Annotated in this window: 17 protein-coding genes; 8 read left to right on the top strand and 9 right to left on the bottom strand. The window is 67.7% G+C overall.

Translation table 11 applies throughout. The features are described from left to right. The first annotated feature begins 37 nt into the window (after positions 1 to 37). Both ASPU41_RS04950 and ASPU41_RS04945 read left to right on the top strand, forming a co-directional pair. A complete protein-coding gene (locus tag ASPU41_RS04950; protein ID WP_069949982.1) occupies positions 38 to 1027 on the top strand; it encodes a hypothetical protein in 990 nt (329 codons plus the stop codon). Between the two features lie 62 nt (positions 1028 to 1089). Further along, the gene (locus ASPU41_RS04945) at positions 1090 to 1446 is read left to right on the top strand and encodes a nuclear transport factor 2 family protein (RefSeq protein WP_069949981.1); all 357 of its coding nucleotides are present in this window, start codon (positions 1090 to 1092) and stop codon (positions 1444 to 1446) included. A gap of 35 nt (positions 1447 to 1481) precedes the next feature. Here the strand turns inward: ASPU41_RS04945 and ASPU41_RS04940 are convergent, their stop codons facing one another. Next, on the bottom strand, positions 1482 to 2132 hold the full coding sequence (locus ASPU41_RS04940; protein ID WP_069949980.1) for a LysE family translocator: 651 nt from the start codon (positions 2130 to 2132) through the stop codon (positions 1482 to 1484). Between the two features lie 103 nt (positions 2133 to 2235). On the opposite strand from ASPU41_RS04940, the gene ASPU41_RS04935 reads away from it, so the two are divergent. After that, entirely contained in the window at positions 2236 to 2691 is a 456-nt protein-coding gene (locus ASPU41_RS04935) for an Lrp/AsnC family transcriptional regulator (RefSeq protein ID WP_083266367.1), read from the top strand. A gap of 18 nt (positions 2692 to 2709) precedes the next feature. On the opposite strand, the gene ASPU41_RS04930 is transcribed toward ASPU41_RS04935, so the two are convergent. Beyond that, positions 2710 to 3168 carry an Lrp/AsnC family transcriptional regulator gene (locus ASPU41_RS04930; protein ID WP_197515824.1) on the bottom strand — a complete coding sequence of 153 codons (459 nt, stop codon included), beginning with the start codon at positions 3166 to 3168 and terminating at the stop codon, positions 2710 to 2712. A 396-nt stretch (positions 3169 to 3564) separates the two neighbouring features. Here ASPU41_RS04930 and gluQRS point away from each other — a divergent pair, with 396 nt between their 5' ends. Both gluQRS and ASPU41_RS04920 read left to right on the top strand, forming a co-directional pair. Continuing rightward, the gene (gene gluQRS / locus ASPU41_RS04925) at positions 3565 to 4461 is read left to right on the top strand and encodes a tRNA glutamyl-Q(34) synthetase GluQRS (protein WP_069949978.1); all 897 of its coding nucleotides are present in this window, start codon (positions 3565 to 3567) and stop codon (positions 4459 to 4461) included. Between the two features lie 9 nt (positions 4462 to 4470). Next, positions 4471 to 5169: an HD domain-containing protein gene (locus ASPU41_RS04920; RefSeq protein WP_069949977.1), complete on the top strand. Its 699-nt coding sequence runs from the start codon at positions 4471 to 4473 to the stop codon at positions 5167 to 5169. Here the strand turns inward: ASPU41_RS04920 and ASPU41_RS04915 are convergent. The 4 genes from ASPU41_RS04915 to ASPU41_RS22525 all read right to left on the bottom strand — a co-directional run bounded on the left by ASPU41_RS04915 (position 5143) and on the right by ASPU41_RS22525 (position 8380). Further along, the gene (locus ASPU41_RS04915; RefSeq protein ID WP_069949976.1) at positions 5143 to 5784 is read right to left on the bottom strand and encodes a transmembrane-type terpene cyclase; all 642 of its coding nucleotides are present in this window, start codon (positions 5782 to 5784) and stop codon (positions 5143 to 5145) included. The genes ASPU41_RS04920 and ASPU41_RS04915 overlap by 27 nt on opposite strands. Positions 5785 to 5876: 92 nt before the next feature. Continuing rightward, positions 5877 to 7193, bottom strand: a complete 1317-nt coding sequence (locus ASPU41_RS04910) for an ATP-binding protein (protein WP_069949975.1) — start codon at positions 7191 to 7193, stop codon at positions 5877 to 5879. A gap of 204 nt (positions 7194 to 7397) precedes the next feature. Then, a complete protein-coding gene (locus ASPU41_RS04905; protein WP_069949974.1) occupies positions 7398 to 8000 on the bottom strand; it encodes a DUF305 domain-containing protein in 603 nt (200 codons plus the stop codon). Next, a complete protein-coding gene (locus ASPU41_RS22525; RefSeq protein ID WP_157356936.1) occupies positions 7997 to 8380 on the bottom strand; it encodes a hypothetical protein in 384 nt (127 codons plus the stop codon). The genes ASPU41_RS04905 and ASPU41_RS22525 overlap by 4 nt, the downstream gene beginning before the upstream one ends. Before the next feature lie 138 nt (positions 8381 to 8518). Between ASPU41_RS22525 and ASPU41_RS04895 the strand changes: the two genes are divergently transcribed. Further along, positions 8519 to 8854 carry an ArsR/SmtB family transcription factor gene (locus ASPU41_RS04895; RefSeq protein WP_069949972.1) on the top strand — a complete coding sequence of 112 codons (336 nt, stop codon included), beginning with the start codon at positions 8519 to 8521 and terminating at the stop codon, positions 8852 to 8854. Next, the gene (locus ASPU41_RS04890; RefSeq protein ID WP_083266366.1) at positions 8851 to 9993 is read left to right on the top strand and encodes a cation diffusion facilitator family transporter; all 1143 of its coding nucleotides are present in this window, start codon (positions 8851 to 8853) and stop codon (positions 9991 to 9993) included. The genes ASPU41_RS04895 and ASPU41_RS04890 overlap by 4 nt, the downstream gene beginning before the upstream one ends. Here ASPU41_RS04890 and ASPU41_RS04885 read toward each other — a convergent pair. The 3 genes from ASPU41_RS04885 to ASPU41_RS04875 form a co-directional block, all read right to left on the bottom strand. Then, positions 9990 to 10946, bottom strand: a complete 957-nt coding sequence (locus ASPU41_RS04885; protein ID WP_069949971.1) for an L-lactate dehydrogenase — start codon at positions 10944 to 10946, stop codon at positions 9990 to 9992. The genes ASPU41_RS04890 and ASPU41_RS04885 overlap by 4 nt on opposite strands. A 17-nt stretch (positions 10947 to 10963) precedes the next feature. Then, positions 10964 to 11707, bottom strand: a complete 744-nt coding sequence (locus tag ASPU41_RS04880; RefSeq protein ID WP_069949970.1) for a glucose 1-dehydrogenase — start codon at positions 11705 to 11707, stop codon at positions 10964 to 10966. Between the two features lie 166 nt (positions 11708 to 11873). Next, positions 11874 to 12491 (bottom strand): uracil-DNA glycosylase, encoded by a 618-nt coding sequence (locus ASPU41_RS04875; protein WP_069949969.1) that lies wholly within the window; start codon positions 12489 to 12491, stop codon positions 11874 to 11876. Between the two features lie 500 nt (positions 12492 to 12991). On the opposite strand from ASPU41_RS04875, the gene ASPU41_RS04870 reads away from it, so the two are divergent. Further along, positions 12992 to 15124: a beta-glucosidase family protein gene (locus ASPU41_RS04870; RefSeq protein WP_197515762.1), complete on the top strand. Its 2133-nt coding sequence runs from the start codon at positions 12992 to 12994 to the stop codon at positions 15122 to 15124. Positions 15125 to 15157 lie beyond the last annotated feature (33 nt).

Raw genomic sequence — 15157 nt, 5'->3', positions numbered from 1 at the left:
CCTCCCGCAGCCTCCGTCAGCCAACTAGCATGGACGCATGAGCGCCGGACCAGCAGAATCCGCACCCCGCCCCGTGGTGTACCGGGACCTCCGCGACCTGACGCCGTTCCGCACTCCGGTCATCCGGACCCCTGTCCGCGGCCTCGCCGACGGCGTGGGCGGAGTGGTGGGAGGAGTCCTGGCAGGGCGGATCCGCGGCACCCTGCCCGTGGAGGGCGGCGCTCCCCGGCTCGGTAAAGTGGGCGGCCGGCCGCCGGGCAAGGCGGCGAAGGCCGTGCACGCCGCAATCTTCGGCAGCTCCGACCCAAACCGGCTGATAGGCCTGGCACACAGCTACCCCGGGTGGGCCGGGCTGTGCTACCTGATGGCCGGTTTGCTGAGCTATACCCGCGGCGGCTACCTGCGCGCCTCCGAACTTCTCCAGCGCGGAATGTTGATCAGGAACGACGACGACGCAAACCTCTATGCCTCCGCTTACCTGACCCGTGTCGTCACCCGGGTGTCCGTCGCCGAGCGGGTCGAGGTTCCGGTCCTCTTCAGCGAAGAGGGGGTGTTCCTGGCGCTGTCCCACTCGCTGCGCGAGGCCGGCCAGGGGGAGGCCGCCCTCGCGGCGCTGACCGGCCTGCCGCCGTCGCTGCCCATGGCCCTGGCACGCTGCTCGATGGCCGCCGCGCTGGGGCGGCACGAGAATGTGGTCGCCGACACTGACGGTCTGCTCAACGGGGACGACCTCTCGGCCGCGCTGCTCCTGGTGCGGGCACGCTCGCTGCGGAAACTCGGGGCCAATACGGCCGCGCGCACCGCCCTGCAGGAGGTCCTGCGCCGGCGCGGGACCGACTTCACGCTCCGCAGCGATGCCCTGACTGACCGGGCGCTCCTGCTGCTGGACAACGGGCGGAAAGCGCTGAACCGGCTGGAGTGGCAGCACCGCCAGCCCGCCGAACTGGACACGGTCAGGGCCATCCGCAAGGACGCGGAAATGCATGAGCTCTGGGACCGCGAATACGGCCGGGCCGACGACGACTGAACTACTGCGGTCGGGTTCCGCAACCCTTGCGGGCTCGCGGAAACAGGGAGTACAAACGAGGGATGAGAGATGCCGCAGCGCGCTGGATGCAGCACTACATCACGGCCTGGACGTCGAACGAGCCGGAAGATATCAGGGCCCTCTTCACCGAAGACGCCGTGTACTCCACCCGCCCGGACGATCCCGAACCCTGGACCGGGCGCGAGCAGATCGTCGAGCGCTGGATCGCCGCACATGATGAGCCGGGGGACTGGACGTTCGAGTGGAAACTTCTGGGGGTCGACGGCGGGAGGGCCTTCGTGCAGGGCCGCACCGACTACCGCGGCGACAGCCGCAGCTACGACAACCTGTGGGTCATCCAGCTCACGGGGGACGGCCGCGCCACGGAATTCACCGAGTGGTACATGCCTCGCAGGTGACCGGCCGGTTTTGGCCAGGCGGCCCCGCCGCGTGCTCAGCTGCGCGCGAGGGCCTGGCCCAGGAGCGGGACGATCTGCTCGGACAGCAGTACGGCGCCCAGCGCGACCATGATGATGCCGCTGGCGAGTGTCACCCGCCGCGCCGCCCCGGGCCGGGAGTGCAGCAGCCTGCGTGCCAGCAAGGCAACGCAGCTGTAGACCACGGCAACCAGCAGAACAAACGTCAGGCCAAGCAGCCCGGACTGCACCGGCACCGGCAGCGGCGCCTCCGGGCTGACAAACTGCGGCACCAGGGCCACGTAGAACAGCAGGCCCTTCGGGTTGATGCCGCTGGTGCCCATGCCCTGCAGGAAGGTCCGGAACTGGTTCGCCGGGGCCCGCACCTCTGCGCCGCCAAAACTCGCTCCGCGCCAGGACCGGATGGTCGCGAGACCGAGCCAGAGCAGGTAGGCCGCGCCGGCGACCGTCAGCCACCCCAGCACGCCCGGAATTCCGGTGAGTAGGGCCGCCAGCCCCGCGACCAGGAGCACAGTGTGCAGCACATAACCGCCACAGAGTCCCGCGACGGCGGGCACGAAGCTGCGCTGCTTCAGGCCCGCGGTGATGGAGTAGGCCCAGTCCACCCCCGGAGTGCAGGCAAGGGCGCCGGCGACCACCAGAAAGGCGAGGAAAAGCTGCGGATTCATGGCGGTCTCCTGAGTCGTGGGTACAGGAAAAGTCTAGGAAACTTCCCGGCAGAAGTGTTCCCTCTTTTCGCGGAGAAATGCCGCACGGGAGTAAGATTATTGCGTGATTGACCACTTGGACAGAAGTATTTTGCGCTACCTCAAAGAGGACGGCCGCATGACGGCGACTGCCCTCGCCGCGAAGGTGGGATTGACCGTGGCACCCTGCCACCGGCGGCTCCGCGACCTGGAGGCATCCGGCGTCATCCGCGGCTACCGGGCGGACATCGATCCGGCCGCCGTCGGTCTCGGGTTCGAGGCGATCGTGTTCGTCACGCTTCGCCAGGTGGACCGGGCAACGATGGAGATCTTCGAGAACCGCGTGGCTGACAACCCGAACATCGTCGAGGCGCAGCGGCTGTTCGGTTCCCCTGACTACCTGCTGAAAGTCATCGCCGAGGATCTGCCCGCCTACCAGCGTTTCTACGACAGCGAGCTGACTTCGCTGCCCGGCGTCGAACGGTTGACCTCGACGCTGGTGATGAAGAACCTGAAAACCAATATCGGGCCACCGGTGTAATCCGGGCCGCCGGACAACTCAGGTGCCGAGCAGCCCCGTGGTCCGGTAGGGGATGACTTCGCGCAGGAACATGCTCGTGGAGGTCCGGACGATTCCCGGGCAGAGCCGGATTTCCTCCGAGACGCGGTACAGATCGTCCGGGCTTTTCGCCACCACCCGGATCAGCAGGTCCGTCTCGCCGGCCGGGGCATGGCATTCGAGTACCTCGGGGATGTTCCGCAGCGCAGCGATCGCCTCGTTCAGGTGGCTCTGATCCAGCTCCGCGCTCACCGACGCCGCCACACCCCGGCCCAGCGCCGAGGGCAGCACACGGCTGCTGTTGGGCCGGAGCGCGCCCGACGCCGTCATCCGCTCCAGACGCGACTGCACGGTGCCGCGGGCCAGGCCCAGCTTTTGGGCCAGCACCATGATCGGCAGCCGGGGATCCCCGTCGAGAGCGAGGAGGATTCGCCGGTCCGTCGCGTCGAGTTCCTGCAAAATGACCACATCCTGTACGTATCTGCGGCATGCGTTGGACAGTCTGACCAGTCGGCGGCAAGGCCGTTGCACCAACTGTAGGACTTCTGTTGAAATAGTGACAACAAAGGGACCGAGGCCACCGCCGGATCCCACAGGCTACAGGCACCCCGGCACACCACCCGGACCTTGGATGAGGTTTCCCGCAAGGAACCCGCCCGCTGAGTGACTCTTGTTCACACCCATCGTCATTCCGCACAAATCTCCGCAATCGCAGTGCCATGGCCTGGAGCAACGCCCCGGGCCCGGCACGGCAAGAGCCCCTGAGCCACCGACGTCGGTTTTCCCGAAGTCATCGGTAGCTGAGGGGCTCTTGTGTGTTCGGGCTCTGCTGTTGGCGGCGCTTAGGCTGGTGGCATGACCTCTGCCGGCCGCTTCGCTCCCAGCCCCTCCGGCGAACTGCATGTGGGCAACCTCCGCACCGCCATCCTCGCCTGGCTCTTCGCCCGGTCCACCGGCAGGCGGTTCCTGATGCGCGTCGAGGACCTGGACCGCGCCCGGTCCGGCGCCGAGGCGGAGCAGCTCCGGGACCTGGCCGCGATCGGCATCACGTGGGACGGCGGTGTCATCCGCCAGACCGACCGCGGGCACCTTTATACTGCAGCGATCGACCGCCTGACTTCGGCAGGTCTGACCTACGAGTGCTTCTGCACCCGCCGGGAAATCCACGAGGCGCCGTCGGCGCCGCACGCCCCGCAGGGAGCCTATCCGGGCACGTGCCGGAACCTGTCCGCGGCGGAGCGTGAGGCGAAGCGTGCCGTCCGGCCCGCGGCGATCCGGCTCCGGGCCGCCGTCGCCGAAGCGGAGGTCCGGGACGTCCTGCATGGCATCTATACGGGCGTGGTGGATGACTTTGTGCTCCGCCGCAACGACGGCGTGACCGCCTACAATCTGGCCGTCGTTGTGGACGACGCCGCCCAGGGCGTCGATCAGGTGGTGCGCGGTGACGACCTGCTGCCGTCAACGCCCCGGCAGGTCTATCTCGCCTCGCTACTGAATATGCCTGTCCCGGAATATGCACACGTTCCGCTCGTGCTGAACGCCGACGGCGCCCGGCTGGCCAAGCGCGACGGCGCCGTCACGCTCGCGGATCTAGCGGCCGCCGGAGTCCCCGTGGACAAGGTGCGGGACGCGCTGCTGGCCTCCCTCGGTTTGCCGGCCGGGCCGCTGGAACACGCGCTGGCCGCGTTCCAGCCCGCCGCGCTGCCGCGGGAGCCCTGGACCTGGCCGGGGATGGCCGGGCGCGACGCGTAGGCTGGATGCATGTCAGAACCTGAGTTCATGGAAGCGCGCAGCCCGCAGCCGAGTTTTACTGTCGAGACGGCGAAAATCCTCGCCGAAGTGGCCCACAACCGCCAGAAGGACAAGCTCAAGCGTCCCTACCGCGAGCACGTGATCGCCGTCGGGGATGCCCTGGCCGACTTCGACGACGACATCCGGATCGCCGGCTACCTCCACGACATCGCCGAGGACACCCCGATGACCCGGCAGGCGCTGCTGGAGATGGGCGTCTCCGAGCGTGCCGTGGACATCATCGAGCGCGTCACCAAGCGCCTGCATGAGAATCCGGACGACTACCAGGCCGGCATCCGCTACATTGCCGAGGACCATGACGCCACCCTGGTGAAGATCGCGGACAACGCGCACAACTCCCTGCCGGAGCGCGTCAAGGCGCTGGCGGAAAAGTGGCCGGACAAGCCGCCGGTCACCCGCTACAACGAGGCCCGCCCGGTGCTCTACGCCGCGGTTCCGGTGGAGGAGACCCGCAAGATCCTGGCACGGATCAACCCGTGGCTGCTGGAGGAGCTCGACGATCTGCTCGACGAGGCGGACGACACCGACTACGAGAACCTCTCCTATGACGACGCCGCGGAGGGGAGCCCGTCGGAGGGGAATCCGTCACCGGCGGAGCCGGTGGCGACGCCGTCGGGGTCCTCAGAGCCCGAGCCGCACCGGGACTGAGCCTGCGCCGGCTGCAGCGGCCCGCCACAGAAGGCCGATGTACGCGAGATCGAAGATGCTGCAGAGGATCCCGACGCCCAGGATCAGTGGCGAGTTGCCGTACCAGCCGAACACAACGGTGGGTGCCAGCGTCCCGATCCACTTCGCCACCGCGATCAGCAGGCTCTGTCCGCGGGAACCCCGGCGGGCAACGACGAGGGCGATGAACAGCCCGGACATCAGCAGGTTCTGCAGGAACGCCGCGTAGCGCGCAGCATCGTCCCAACCGAACTCGACGATGAACAGCAGCTGAACTGCGAAGGACGTGCTGCCCAGCAGGATCGCCCAGCCGATGAAGTGCCTGCGCGTCACCCAGGCCGGCAGCTCGGAGCGGCCGAACCTGAGGAAGGTATAGACAATCACGACGTCGGCGAGTCCCCAGGCGATGTTGAAGACCCCTTGGGCGGATATTCCCGTCGCAACGGAGCGGGCCGCATAGAGGGTCTCCCAGGCGAAGTTGAGTCCGAGCGCCGCGGCCGGGATCGCGTAGCTTCTGTCCCTGAACCCGATCCGGATGGCCTCGACGTAGACCGCGGTCCAGGCCAGGCCGCTCACCACCGTCAGGAACAGGATCACGCTTTCCTCTCTGGCTTAGCACCCGAAGCAACGCGGGGTCACTTCCGGCCCATCCCGGGGCCCGACATGGGCGGCATCTGACCCCGCGTTGGCTACACCCGGCCCAGGGCGTCGATGTCCTCAAGGAACTGCTGATGGACCTCGTCGCTGACCGTGGTCCGGGTGTCCGCGATCGCGTCGAGGTAGTCCTGCGTCGCGGGACCCTTCCGGACCGCCTCGCGGATGGAGGCGGTGGCGCTCGAAGCCAGCCCGCCGTCGTCGTACACCGCCTTCTCCAGCGCACGCTGGGACGCGCTCCGGGCCGCATATTCGATGTCGGCGGGGGAGAAGCCTTCGGTCCGGTCCACCAGCAGCTCCACGTCCACGTCGTCCCAGACAGTGGCGGGAATGAAGCGCTGCCACATGGCCTCGCGGGCCTGGCGGTCGGGCAGCCCGATCGGGATGACGTAGTCGAAGCGGCCGTGACGCAGGAACGCGGTGTCCAGGGCACGGATGAAGTTGGTGGCGCAGACCAGCAGCCGGCCGGGCTGTTCGCGGAAGGCCGGGATGATCTTGAGGAGTTCGTTGGTGACGCCCTGCAGGGGCGACGGCGGCTCGCCGGAGCGCTGGGACGCAATTTCCTCCACCTCGTCGATGAAAACGACAGCGTGTTCCAACTCGGCGATTTCCAGGAAGGTCTCACGCAGTGCACCCGCGAGGCCCTTGGGGTCGGAGGCCAGACGGGAAGGGAAAACCTCCACGAAGGGCCACTCGAGGCGGGAAGCGATGGCCTTCGCGAAAGTGGTCTTGCCGGTGCCGGGAGGGCCGAAGAGGACGACGGCGCGCGGCGGCACCACACCGTATTCGTCGGCGAGGTCAGCCTCGGCCAGCGGAAGCACCAGGCGGCGTTCCAGCAGTTCCTTCTCGTTCCGCATGCCGGCGACGTTTTCCCAGAGGTCGCGGGCCAGGATCCGGCCGCCGAGCTGGCTGAGGGGTTCGAGTTCCTGGCGCTGTACCGGGATCTTCCGCTCGAAATAGCGCAGGTTCTTCTTCAGCACAAAGCCGCGGCCCAGGAACGCTTCCACCCGGGTCTCGGATTCCGGCATGAGGGCGGAGAGCTTGTTCAGCCCGTGCGGCGCCATCCGGTTCTCGACGGCGGCCAGCAGCGAGGTGCCGATCCCGCGGCCGCGGAACTCGGGGAGAGTGGCCAGGAAGACGATCCAGCCCTGGTCGTGGGCGGCGCGGCCGATGGCGGCGCCCACCACCTGATCGCCCTGCACTGCGACGACGGCGTGGTCCTTTTCGCAGGAGGCCAGCACCTCGGAGAGCGCGTAGACCGGCTCGACGTTGGTGGCCTTGAGTGTCTCCCAGAGGTGCAGGATGCCGTCAAGGTCGGCGGAGTGGAAATCCCTGATTCGCCAGTTGGTCATGAGGTTTCTCCCGGGTGGTTCGTCGCTGAGCCAGTGTGAATCTGTCTGCTGAGCATATGCGAACGGACTCCGTGAGAGGTTGCGGGGACGTTGCGTTACGGCGGCCCCGCGGACGGCAGCACCCCTAGAGGTGAGACTTCGCGCCCATATGACTTTGCCGTCCGGGCATGGGCGCGAAGTCTCACCTCCGCGTCAACGGCCGGGTTAGAGCCCCGCGAGCAGGTCCTTCATTTCCTGGATCTCGCCCGTCTGCGAGGCCGCGATGTCCTTGGCCAGCTGGATGGCTTCGGGGTTGCTCCCGGAGCGGACCTCGGCGTTGGCCATTTCCACGGCGCCCTCGTGGTGCGCGATCATTTGGCTAAGGAACAGCTTCGCTGCCTCCGTGCCCTGGGCGGCGTCGAGTTTTGCGAGGTCCTCGCCGCTCATCATGCCGGTCATGGAGTGGCCGCTGGGCGCCTGGGTGGGTTCGTTCCAGTCCTTCAGCCAGCCGGTCATCTTCTCGATTTCGGGAGCCTGGGCCGCCTTGATCTTCGTGGCCAGCGCGGTGATGCCGGCGTCGATGCCCTGTTTCTTCAGGATCATGTCGCTCATCTCGACGGCCTGGGCATGGTGGGGAATCATGGCCTGGGCAAACATCGCGTCCGAGCCGTTGTGGTCCGCGGCCGCTGCCGGGGCCGAGCTCGCCGGCATGCTGCTGTGGTCCATCCCGGACCCGGTGCTGCCGCCGGAGACGGAGCCGGTGGAGCAGCCTGCCAGCGCAATGACGGCGGCGAGGGCGGTGGCGGAAATTGCGAGGGTCTTCTTCATGGGAGATCGTGTCCTTCGTGGATCCGATGGCGGAGCCGGTGGTCTGGGTTGCGCAGGCCTCCGGGATGGGTGGCCGTGCGCTGCGGGGCAGGAGGAGAGCCGTCGTCGCGGCACATGCCCATTCCTACGTGCGGCTGACGGACAGGTCGCGGGGCGTTGGTGTCCCGGGGGAATAGGCGTGGTCCGGCTGCAGGTCGGTCAGGGCTGCCGTCCGGGAGAGCCCGGCCAGCGGCGTGGTTCCCGGCTGCGGCGCGCTCAGGGAAGCCCCGGCCGGCGAGGGTGTGCAGCCGATGTGCAGAGCGGGCTTCCCGGTGCAGGCCGGCCAGCAGCGCGGCACGACGGAGCAGGGTGATGGGATTGGCCGCGCCAGCAGCGGACATCGCCGTCCTCCTTCCGCAGTTGGGCAGCTTCACGAAGCTTTCAGGCTACCTGTCTTCAACGTCTGCCCCGGGCATTGTGTTCCGGGGTGCGGTGCCGAAACAATTGGCTGGCGGGGACAACTGTGAAAGTATCTGCATATGAATGCAGATATGCGGGTTGAGGTCGACAGCCCCCATGTGGAGCTTGCTGTCGAAGTGTTCTCCATGCTGGCCGACGCCACGCGTGTCCGGCTGATCCTGGTCCTGGGGGAGGGTGAGCTGCCGGTCAACGCGCTGGCGGAGCGCGTGGGGAAGCCGGCGTCGGCAGTCTCGCAGCACCTGGCCAAAATGCGGCTCGGCGGGATGGTCGCCACGCGGCAGGAAGGCACGAAAGTCTTCTACCGGCTGCAGAACGACCATGCCCGCCAACTGGTGATGGATGCAATCCACCAGGCCGAGCACGCGCTCGGCACGGCCCCGGGTCACGGCGCATGAGCCGCCCTTCGGACGCCGTGGATGAGCACAGCCACGGCGACGGCCAGGAAAAGATCCATAACGCCGGCCACGTTCACGAAGACGAGCACGATCACCCGCATGACCCCGGTCATGGACCGCACGGACACACCCACGATCAGGACCACCCGCATGACCACGATCATGGACCGCACGGACACACCCACGCCACCGGCCTGAAGGGCTGGCTGCAGTCGGTCTTCGTCCCGCACTCGCACGACGCCGCGGACTCCATCGACGAGGCGCTCGAATCCAGCTCCCAGGGAATCCGTGCCGTCAAGGTCTCCCTGATCGGGCTCGGCGCCACCTCGCTTTTCCAGCTCGTGATTGTGCTGATCAGCGGCTCGGTGGCGCTGCTGGCCGACACTGTGCACAACTTCTCTGACGCGCTGACCGCTGTCCCGCTCTGGATCGCGTTCCTGCTGGGCCGCCGCAAGGCCACCCGGACCTACACCTTCGGTTTCGGCCGGGCCGAGGACCTCGCCGGGCTGTTCATCGTGGCGATGATCGCGCTCTCCGCGGTGGTGGCCGCCGTCGAATCGATCCGCCGCTTCTTCGAGCCGCAGCCCGTGCACAACCTCGGGTGGGTGCTCGCCGCCGGGCTGGTGGGCTTCGCCGGCAACGAACTCGTCGCGATCTACCGGATCCGCGTCGGCCGACGGATCGGTTCCGCGGCGTTGGTGGCCGACGGTATTCATGCCCGGACGGACGGCTTCACTTCGCTGGCGGTCGTCGCGGGCGTCATCGGCGTCTGGCTCGGCTTTCCGCTCGCGGACCCGATCGTTGGCCTGCTGATCTCCGCCGCCATCGTCGTGCTCCTGTGGGGCACCGTGCGCGACGTCGGACGGCGGCTGATGGACGGCGTCGACCCTAAGCTTACGGGGCGGGTTGAAGCCCTCATTGCAGAACATTCCCGGGCCGGCGGAACCGCACGGCTGCGCTGGTCCGGCCACCGGCTGCAGGTCGAGATCACCGTGCCGATTGCGACGGACGCGCACCTGGTTGAGCTGGCCTCGGTGTCATCCAACCTGGAACTCGGGGTCCGGAGGGCCCTGACGCACGTCGGTTCGGTGACGGTCGTGCCCCTCTTCGCGATGGACGAGCCGCCACAGAGGGCCTAAATCCCCAGCGCGGCGAGACTCTGCTGCAGCGTCTCCGCCGAGTGGTGCAGGGAGGCGAGTTCGCCGTCGTCCATGGGCGTCTCCAGGACCTGCCGGACCCCGCCGTGCCCCACGATGCTGGGCAGGGACAGCGCCACGCCGGTGATTCCATACTGGCCGTCCAACACGGTGGACACCGGCAGGACGGCGTTTTCCGCGCGCAGCAGGGCCTCCACGATGCGGGCGCCGGACAGCCCGATCGCGTAGTTCGTGGCGCCCTTCCCGGCGATCACCTTGTAGGCGGCCTGCGTCACTTCCCGCGCGGTTTCGGCGAGGTAATCGGAGGTGAAGACGTGTTCCCCGTCCACCTTCCAGGTGCGGATCGGGACCGGTCCGATCGTCGCGCCGGACCAGATGGGGAACTCGGTGTCGCCGTGCTCGCCCACCATGCTGGCATGCACGCTGGTGAGGGAGACACCGGCCTTCCGCGCCAGCAGCCAGCGCAGCCGTGACGTGTCGAGCACCGTGCCCGAGGAGAAGATCCGCGAGGACGGCAGTCCGGAAATTTTTTGCGCCGCGACGGTCAGTACGTCACAGGGGTTGGTCACCAGCACGAACACGGCATCCGGGGCGTGCACGAGCAGCTGCGGCATGAGCTGTTCGAGGATGCGGACGTTGGTGCCGGCCAGGTCCAGCCGCGTTTGCCCCGGCGCCTGCTTGGCCCCGGCGGTGATGACGACGACGTCGGCCCCTTCCGTCACGGAGATGTCCCCGCCACCGGTGACGGTTGCCGCAGCGGCCGCGAACTGGGTGCCGTGGGCCAGGTCCAGCACCTCGGCCTCAGCCTTGGTGACATTGACGTCGAAGAGGGCGACGTTGCTGGCCGAGCCGCGGATCAGGGCGGCGTAGGCGAGGGAGGTGCCGACGCTGCCGGCGCCGACAATTGCGAGCTTTGATCCGGGGCTCTGGGACATGGGCTTGATCTTTCCGGTCAGTCGGAGGGCGGTGCGACGGTGCCGGCCATCTCGCCGCCGTCGATCACAAACTCGGCGCCTGTGACAAAAGAAGACTCATCGCCGGCCAGATACACCGCCAGGTCCGCGACCTCGACGGGTTGTCCGACCCGGTGCAGGGGGACATGTCCGGTGTCGAACGTCATTCCTGCGGTCATAGGCGTCTCGATGACGCCGGGATGGACTGAATTGACCCGGATGCCGGAGCCGCCTAGATCCAGGGCGGCACTCTTGGTCAGGCCGCGGACGCCGAACTTCGATGCTGTGTATCCGGAGACGTTCTGGTAGCCCCGGAGGCCGGCAATCGAGGAAACGTTGATGATGGAGGAGGACGCTGTCCGTGCCATGACCGGCGCCGCAGCCTTGATCCCGTTGAAGACCCCGGTGAGGTTCACGTCGATGATCCGGGCCCACTGCTCGTGCGCGTACTCGTCGATCCGGCCGAAGGTCACGATGCCGGCATTGTTGACCAGGATGCTGAGGCTGCCGAAGGCGGTCACGGCCTCGCTCACTGCCGAGTTCCAGTCCGACGGTTTCGTCACGTCCAAGTGGACGTAGCGGATGCCGTCCCCGAGCTGCGTCAGCAGCTGGTGGCCGTCCTCGTCTAGAACGTCGCCGACGACGACCCTCGCCCCCTCATCAAGGAAGCGTTTTGCGATGGCCGCGCCGATTCCCCGGGCGCCGCCGCTGACCAGGGCCACTTTGCCGTCCAACCGTCCCATAGCTGAGTCCTTTACCGGCAGCGAGCCTCATGAAGGACGCGGCTGTCCGGGCTCGCCTCAAGCTCACCAAGGACTGCAGGGCTTGGGCAGGGCCGTTGGACCCTAGCGGCGTCCCGGACCGGCAGCGCCGGCGGAACCGCCGTCGCGCCTGTCCGGGCCCGCCGGATCAGAGGTGCTGGATGCCGGCCCGCTGCATGGCGTCCTTGTAGACCTCGACGTTCTTGCTCAGGAGTTCCTCCTGCTTGGTTGCCGAGACTGCGAAAGCGCGGCCGCCCAGGGCGGTGGCCTTGTAGATCTTGACCCCGCGGTTCTTCAGGGAGGAGTGGTAGGTCTTCTCGAAGAGCGTCAGGAAGGCGAAGGCGTCGGCGCCGTGGGCGATGACGGCGGAGACGCGCTTGTTGATCTTGAGGAACTGGCGGAACGGCCGCAGGCCGTCCGTCTTCTCCTGGACGTTCAGCGCGGAGGGGAGATCCGGGTCGCGGACCCAGGGGTAGGCATTCCACGGCATGACGTAGCGGGGGTCGAGCTCGACGGCCTCGTAGATGGAGGTGGCGCGACGGGCCGCCTCGTCATCGTTGAAGTGGGACACGAACCCCGATTCGGTGCCCTTGCCCGGGGCGATGTGGAGGCTGACAATCCGGCACTCGTCCTCGTCATGGACGGGATCGATGTAGGGGACGACCGACCCCGGCTTCTTTTCCATGAGTTCGTCGCAAAGCTGCGTTACGGCGGCGATGTTCGGTTCCTGCAGCAGGGTCTTCTTCTCGTCCCAGTCAATCGTCACGATTTCTCCCTCAGCGCTCGGCGTCCAGAATCAGGCGTCTTGTTCCACTCTACGCTTTTGGGCGCCGGGGTGTTTTATGCCCGGGTCGCGACCAGAGGCGTTCGACCCCTAGCCACGGTCGGAGGGCCGGGCGTACGCTTAAAGCGCCTGCAGGTAACCATCTGGTTTAGCCGGGTCGTTCAGGACATGAAAATGTCCGAGCCATCTCATAGCGAGATCGCGAAGGTACCTGCAGGCCTCGCATTTAAAGGCGCGACCGGCCCGATCCGGCCCCCAATCCATTGGCGCCCACTACCTGGCAGTTGGCGGAGCCGCAGTCGCTCGTCATCGCCTGGAGAGTCCCGCCCTGGTCCGAAGTGAACGGGGCGGAAGCCCGTTGCCACGCTGAATTCCGCCAACCTCTGGTTCCGCCCTCCCGCCACGGGCATGATGGAAGCGATCCGCAAGGTCCCCACTCCGCCGCGGCGCCAGCGCCGGGATGACCCGAAAGCAGGCAACGCGTGAATTCAGAAGCGATGGAACGGGCCCGGGAGGTCGAGGCGCAGCTGACGGATGAGGAGCGGTTCTCCCTCCTGATCAGCGTCATGGGCACCAACGAGGTGCTCACTGAAAAGGACGCGCGCATTCCGGACGGCGTCCCGATGAGCGCCGGCTACACTCCCGGGATCCCGCGGCTGGGCATCCCCGCCCTGCTGATGAGCGACGCGAGCCTGGGCGTCACCAACCCGGGCTACCGCGAGGGTGACACGGCCACGGCGCTCCCGGCGTCGATCGCGCTGGGGGCCAGCTTCAACCCCGAACTCGCCCGCAAATCCGGGCAGCTGGTGGGCCGGGAGGCCCGGAGCAAAGGTCTCAACGTCCAGCTCGCCGGCGGACTCAACCTGCACCGCGACCCGCGCAACGGCCGGAACTTCGAGTACCTCTCCGAGGACCCCTGGCTCACCGGAGTCCTCGGCGCGGAATCGGTCAAGGGAATCCAGGCCGAGCAGGTCATCTCCACGGTCAAGCACTTTTCCCTGAACTGCAACGAAACCAACCGGCACTGGCTGGACGCCGTGATCGACCCGGCCGCGCACCGGGAATCCGACCTGCTTGCGTTCGAGATCGCCATCGAACGCGCCCAGCCCGGATCGGTCATGACCGGCTATAACAAAGTCAATGGAACCTACGCGGGCGGCAACGAGGCGCTGCTTCAGGGCATCCTGAAAGGCGCCTGGGGTTTCCCCGGCTGGGTCATGTCCGACTGGGGCGCGACGCCGAGCTGGGACTTCGCGCTGCAGGGCCAGGACCAGGAATCCGGCGTGCAGATCGACGTCATGATGTGGGGCCACGAGGCCTTCACGGCCCCGCTGCGCGCGGCCTACGCGGCGGGTGACTTCCCCAAGGAACGCCTGTCCGGGATGGTGCAGCGGATCCTCTACGCCATTTTCGACATTGGCGTCGACCGCTGGGAGGGAACGCCCGACGTCGACCTGGGCGCCCATGCGGACATCGCCCTGGAAACGGTGCGGCAGGGGATAGTCCTGCTCAAGAACGACGGCGTGCTGCCGCTGGAGACGCAGTCACGTGACGCCGCGCCTCTCAAGATCGCGGTCATCGGAGGACATGCCCAGCTCGGCGTCCCGATCGGCGCCGGCTCGAGCGCCGTAGTGCCGCCCGGCGGCTACGCCGAGGTTCATTCCATCGGCGGGCCGGGCATCATGGGCGCCGGGCGCAATCTCTTCCTGCTGCCCTCCTCGCCCCTGGCGGAGCTGCAGAGACTGCTGCCCGACGCCGTGATTGAATACGACCCCGGGATGAGCCCGGCCGAGGCGGCGCTGCTGGCGCGCCGGTCCGACGTCGCGGTCGTTTTCGGCATCCGCGTGGAGGGCGAGGGGTACGACAACGCAGACCTGTCCCTGCCCTGGGGCCAGGACGCCGTGATCGGCGCCGTCGCGGACGCCAACCCGAATGCCGTCGTCGTCCTTGAGACCGGAAACCCCGTGGCGATGCCGTGGCTCCCGAAGGTCAGGGCTGTCCTGGAGGCCTGGTACCCCGGCCAGTGCGGCGGGCAGGCGATCGCCGAAATCCTCGCCGGCGTCACCAACCCGTCCGGGAGACTACCGCTGACCTTCCCCACCGGCCTGGAGCAGACGCCGCGGCCGAAGCTGCCGGGCCTCGGTACGCCGTGGGGGACCCCGACAACGGTCAATTACAACGAGGGATCCGACGTCGGCTACCGCTGGTTCGCAAAGACCGGGCAGGAGCCCCTGTTCCCGTTCGGCCACGGGCTTAGCTACACCCGGTTCGAGCATACGAACCTGACAGTCCAGGACCGGGGCGGGGTGCGTGCCGAGTTCACAGTCACCAACGCGGGGCCGCGCCGCGGGGCCGATGTCGCCCAGCTCTACCTGCTCGAGGAGCCGGCGGGGACCCGGCTGCGGCTGCTCGGCTTCGAGCGCGTGGACCTCGAATCCGGCGAATCACGGACGCTCTCGCTCAATGTTGATCCGCGGCTGCTGGCGTCGTACAACACCGGCCGCGGGCAGTGGCACATCCCCGGCGGGAGCTACCGCCTGGCGCTGGGGCACTCGGCCGGCAACTACACGGTGGAGGCCGACGTTTCCCTGGCCGAATCGTGGTTCGGGCGGTAGCCGGCCAGCTGGCCAATTCGGCAGGGTTCAGGC

It is taken from the genome of Arthrobacter sp. U41 (assembly GCF_001750145.1).
Classification (GTDB): Bacteria; Actinomycetota; Actinomycetes; order Actinomycetales; family Micrococcaceae; genus Arthrobacter.
This window is presented reverse-complemented; position numbering and strand designations above follow the sequence as displayed.

Coding starts and splice junctions, on each gene's coding strand:
- ASPU41_RS04950 (WP_069949982.1), top strand. CDS start 38: ATGAGCGCCGGACCAGCAGAATCCGCACCCCGCCCCGTGGTGTACCGG.
- ASPU41_RS04945 (WP_069949981.1), top strand. CDS start 1,090: ATGAGAGATGCCGCAGCGCGCTGGATGCAGCACTACATCACGGCCTGG.
- ASPU41_RS04940 (WP_069949980.1), bottom strand. CDS start 2,132: ATGAATCCGCAGCTTTTCCTCGCCTTTCTGGTGGTCGCCGGCGCCCTT.
- gluQRS (WP_069949978.1), top strand. CDS start 3,565: ATGACCTCTGCCGGCCGCTTCGCTCCCAGCCCCTCCGGCGAACTGCAT.
- ASPU41_RS04920 (WP_069949977.1), top strand. CDS start 4,471: ATGTCAGAACCTGAGTTCATGGAAGCGCGCAGCCCGCAGCCGAGTTTT.
- ASPU41_RS04910 (WP_069949975.1), bottom strand. CDS start 7,193: ATGACCAACTGGCGAATCAGGGATTTCCACTCCGCCGACCTTGACGGC.
- ASPU41_RS04905 (WP_069949974.1), bottom strand. CDS start 8,000: ATGAAGAAGACCCTCGCAATTTCCGCCACCGCCCTCGCCGCCGTCATT.
- ASPU41_RS22525 (WP_157356936.1), bottom strand. CDS start 8,380: ATGTCCGCTGCTGGCGCGGCCAATCCCATCACCCTGCTCCGTCGTGCC.
- ASPU41_RS04895 (WP_069949972.1), top strand. CDS start 8,519: ATGAATGCAGATATGCGGGTTGAGGTCGACAGCCCCCATGTGGAGCTT.
- ASPU41_RS04890 (WP_083266366.1), top strand. CDS start 8,851: ATGAGCCGCCCTTCGGACGCCGTGGATGAGCACAGCCACGGCGACGGC.
- ASPU41_RS04885 (WP_069949971.1), bottom strand. CDS start 10,946: ATGTCCCAGAGCCCCGGATCAAAGCTCGCAATTGTCGGCGCCGGCAGC.
- ASPU41_RS04880 (WP_069949970.1), bottom strand. CDS start 11,707: ATGGGACGGTTGGACGGCAAAGTGGCCCTGGTCAGCGGCGGCGCCCGG.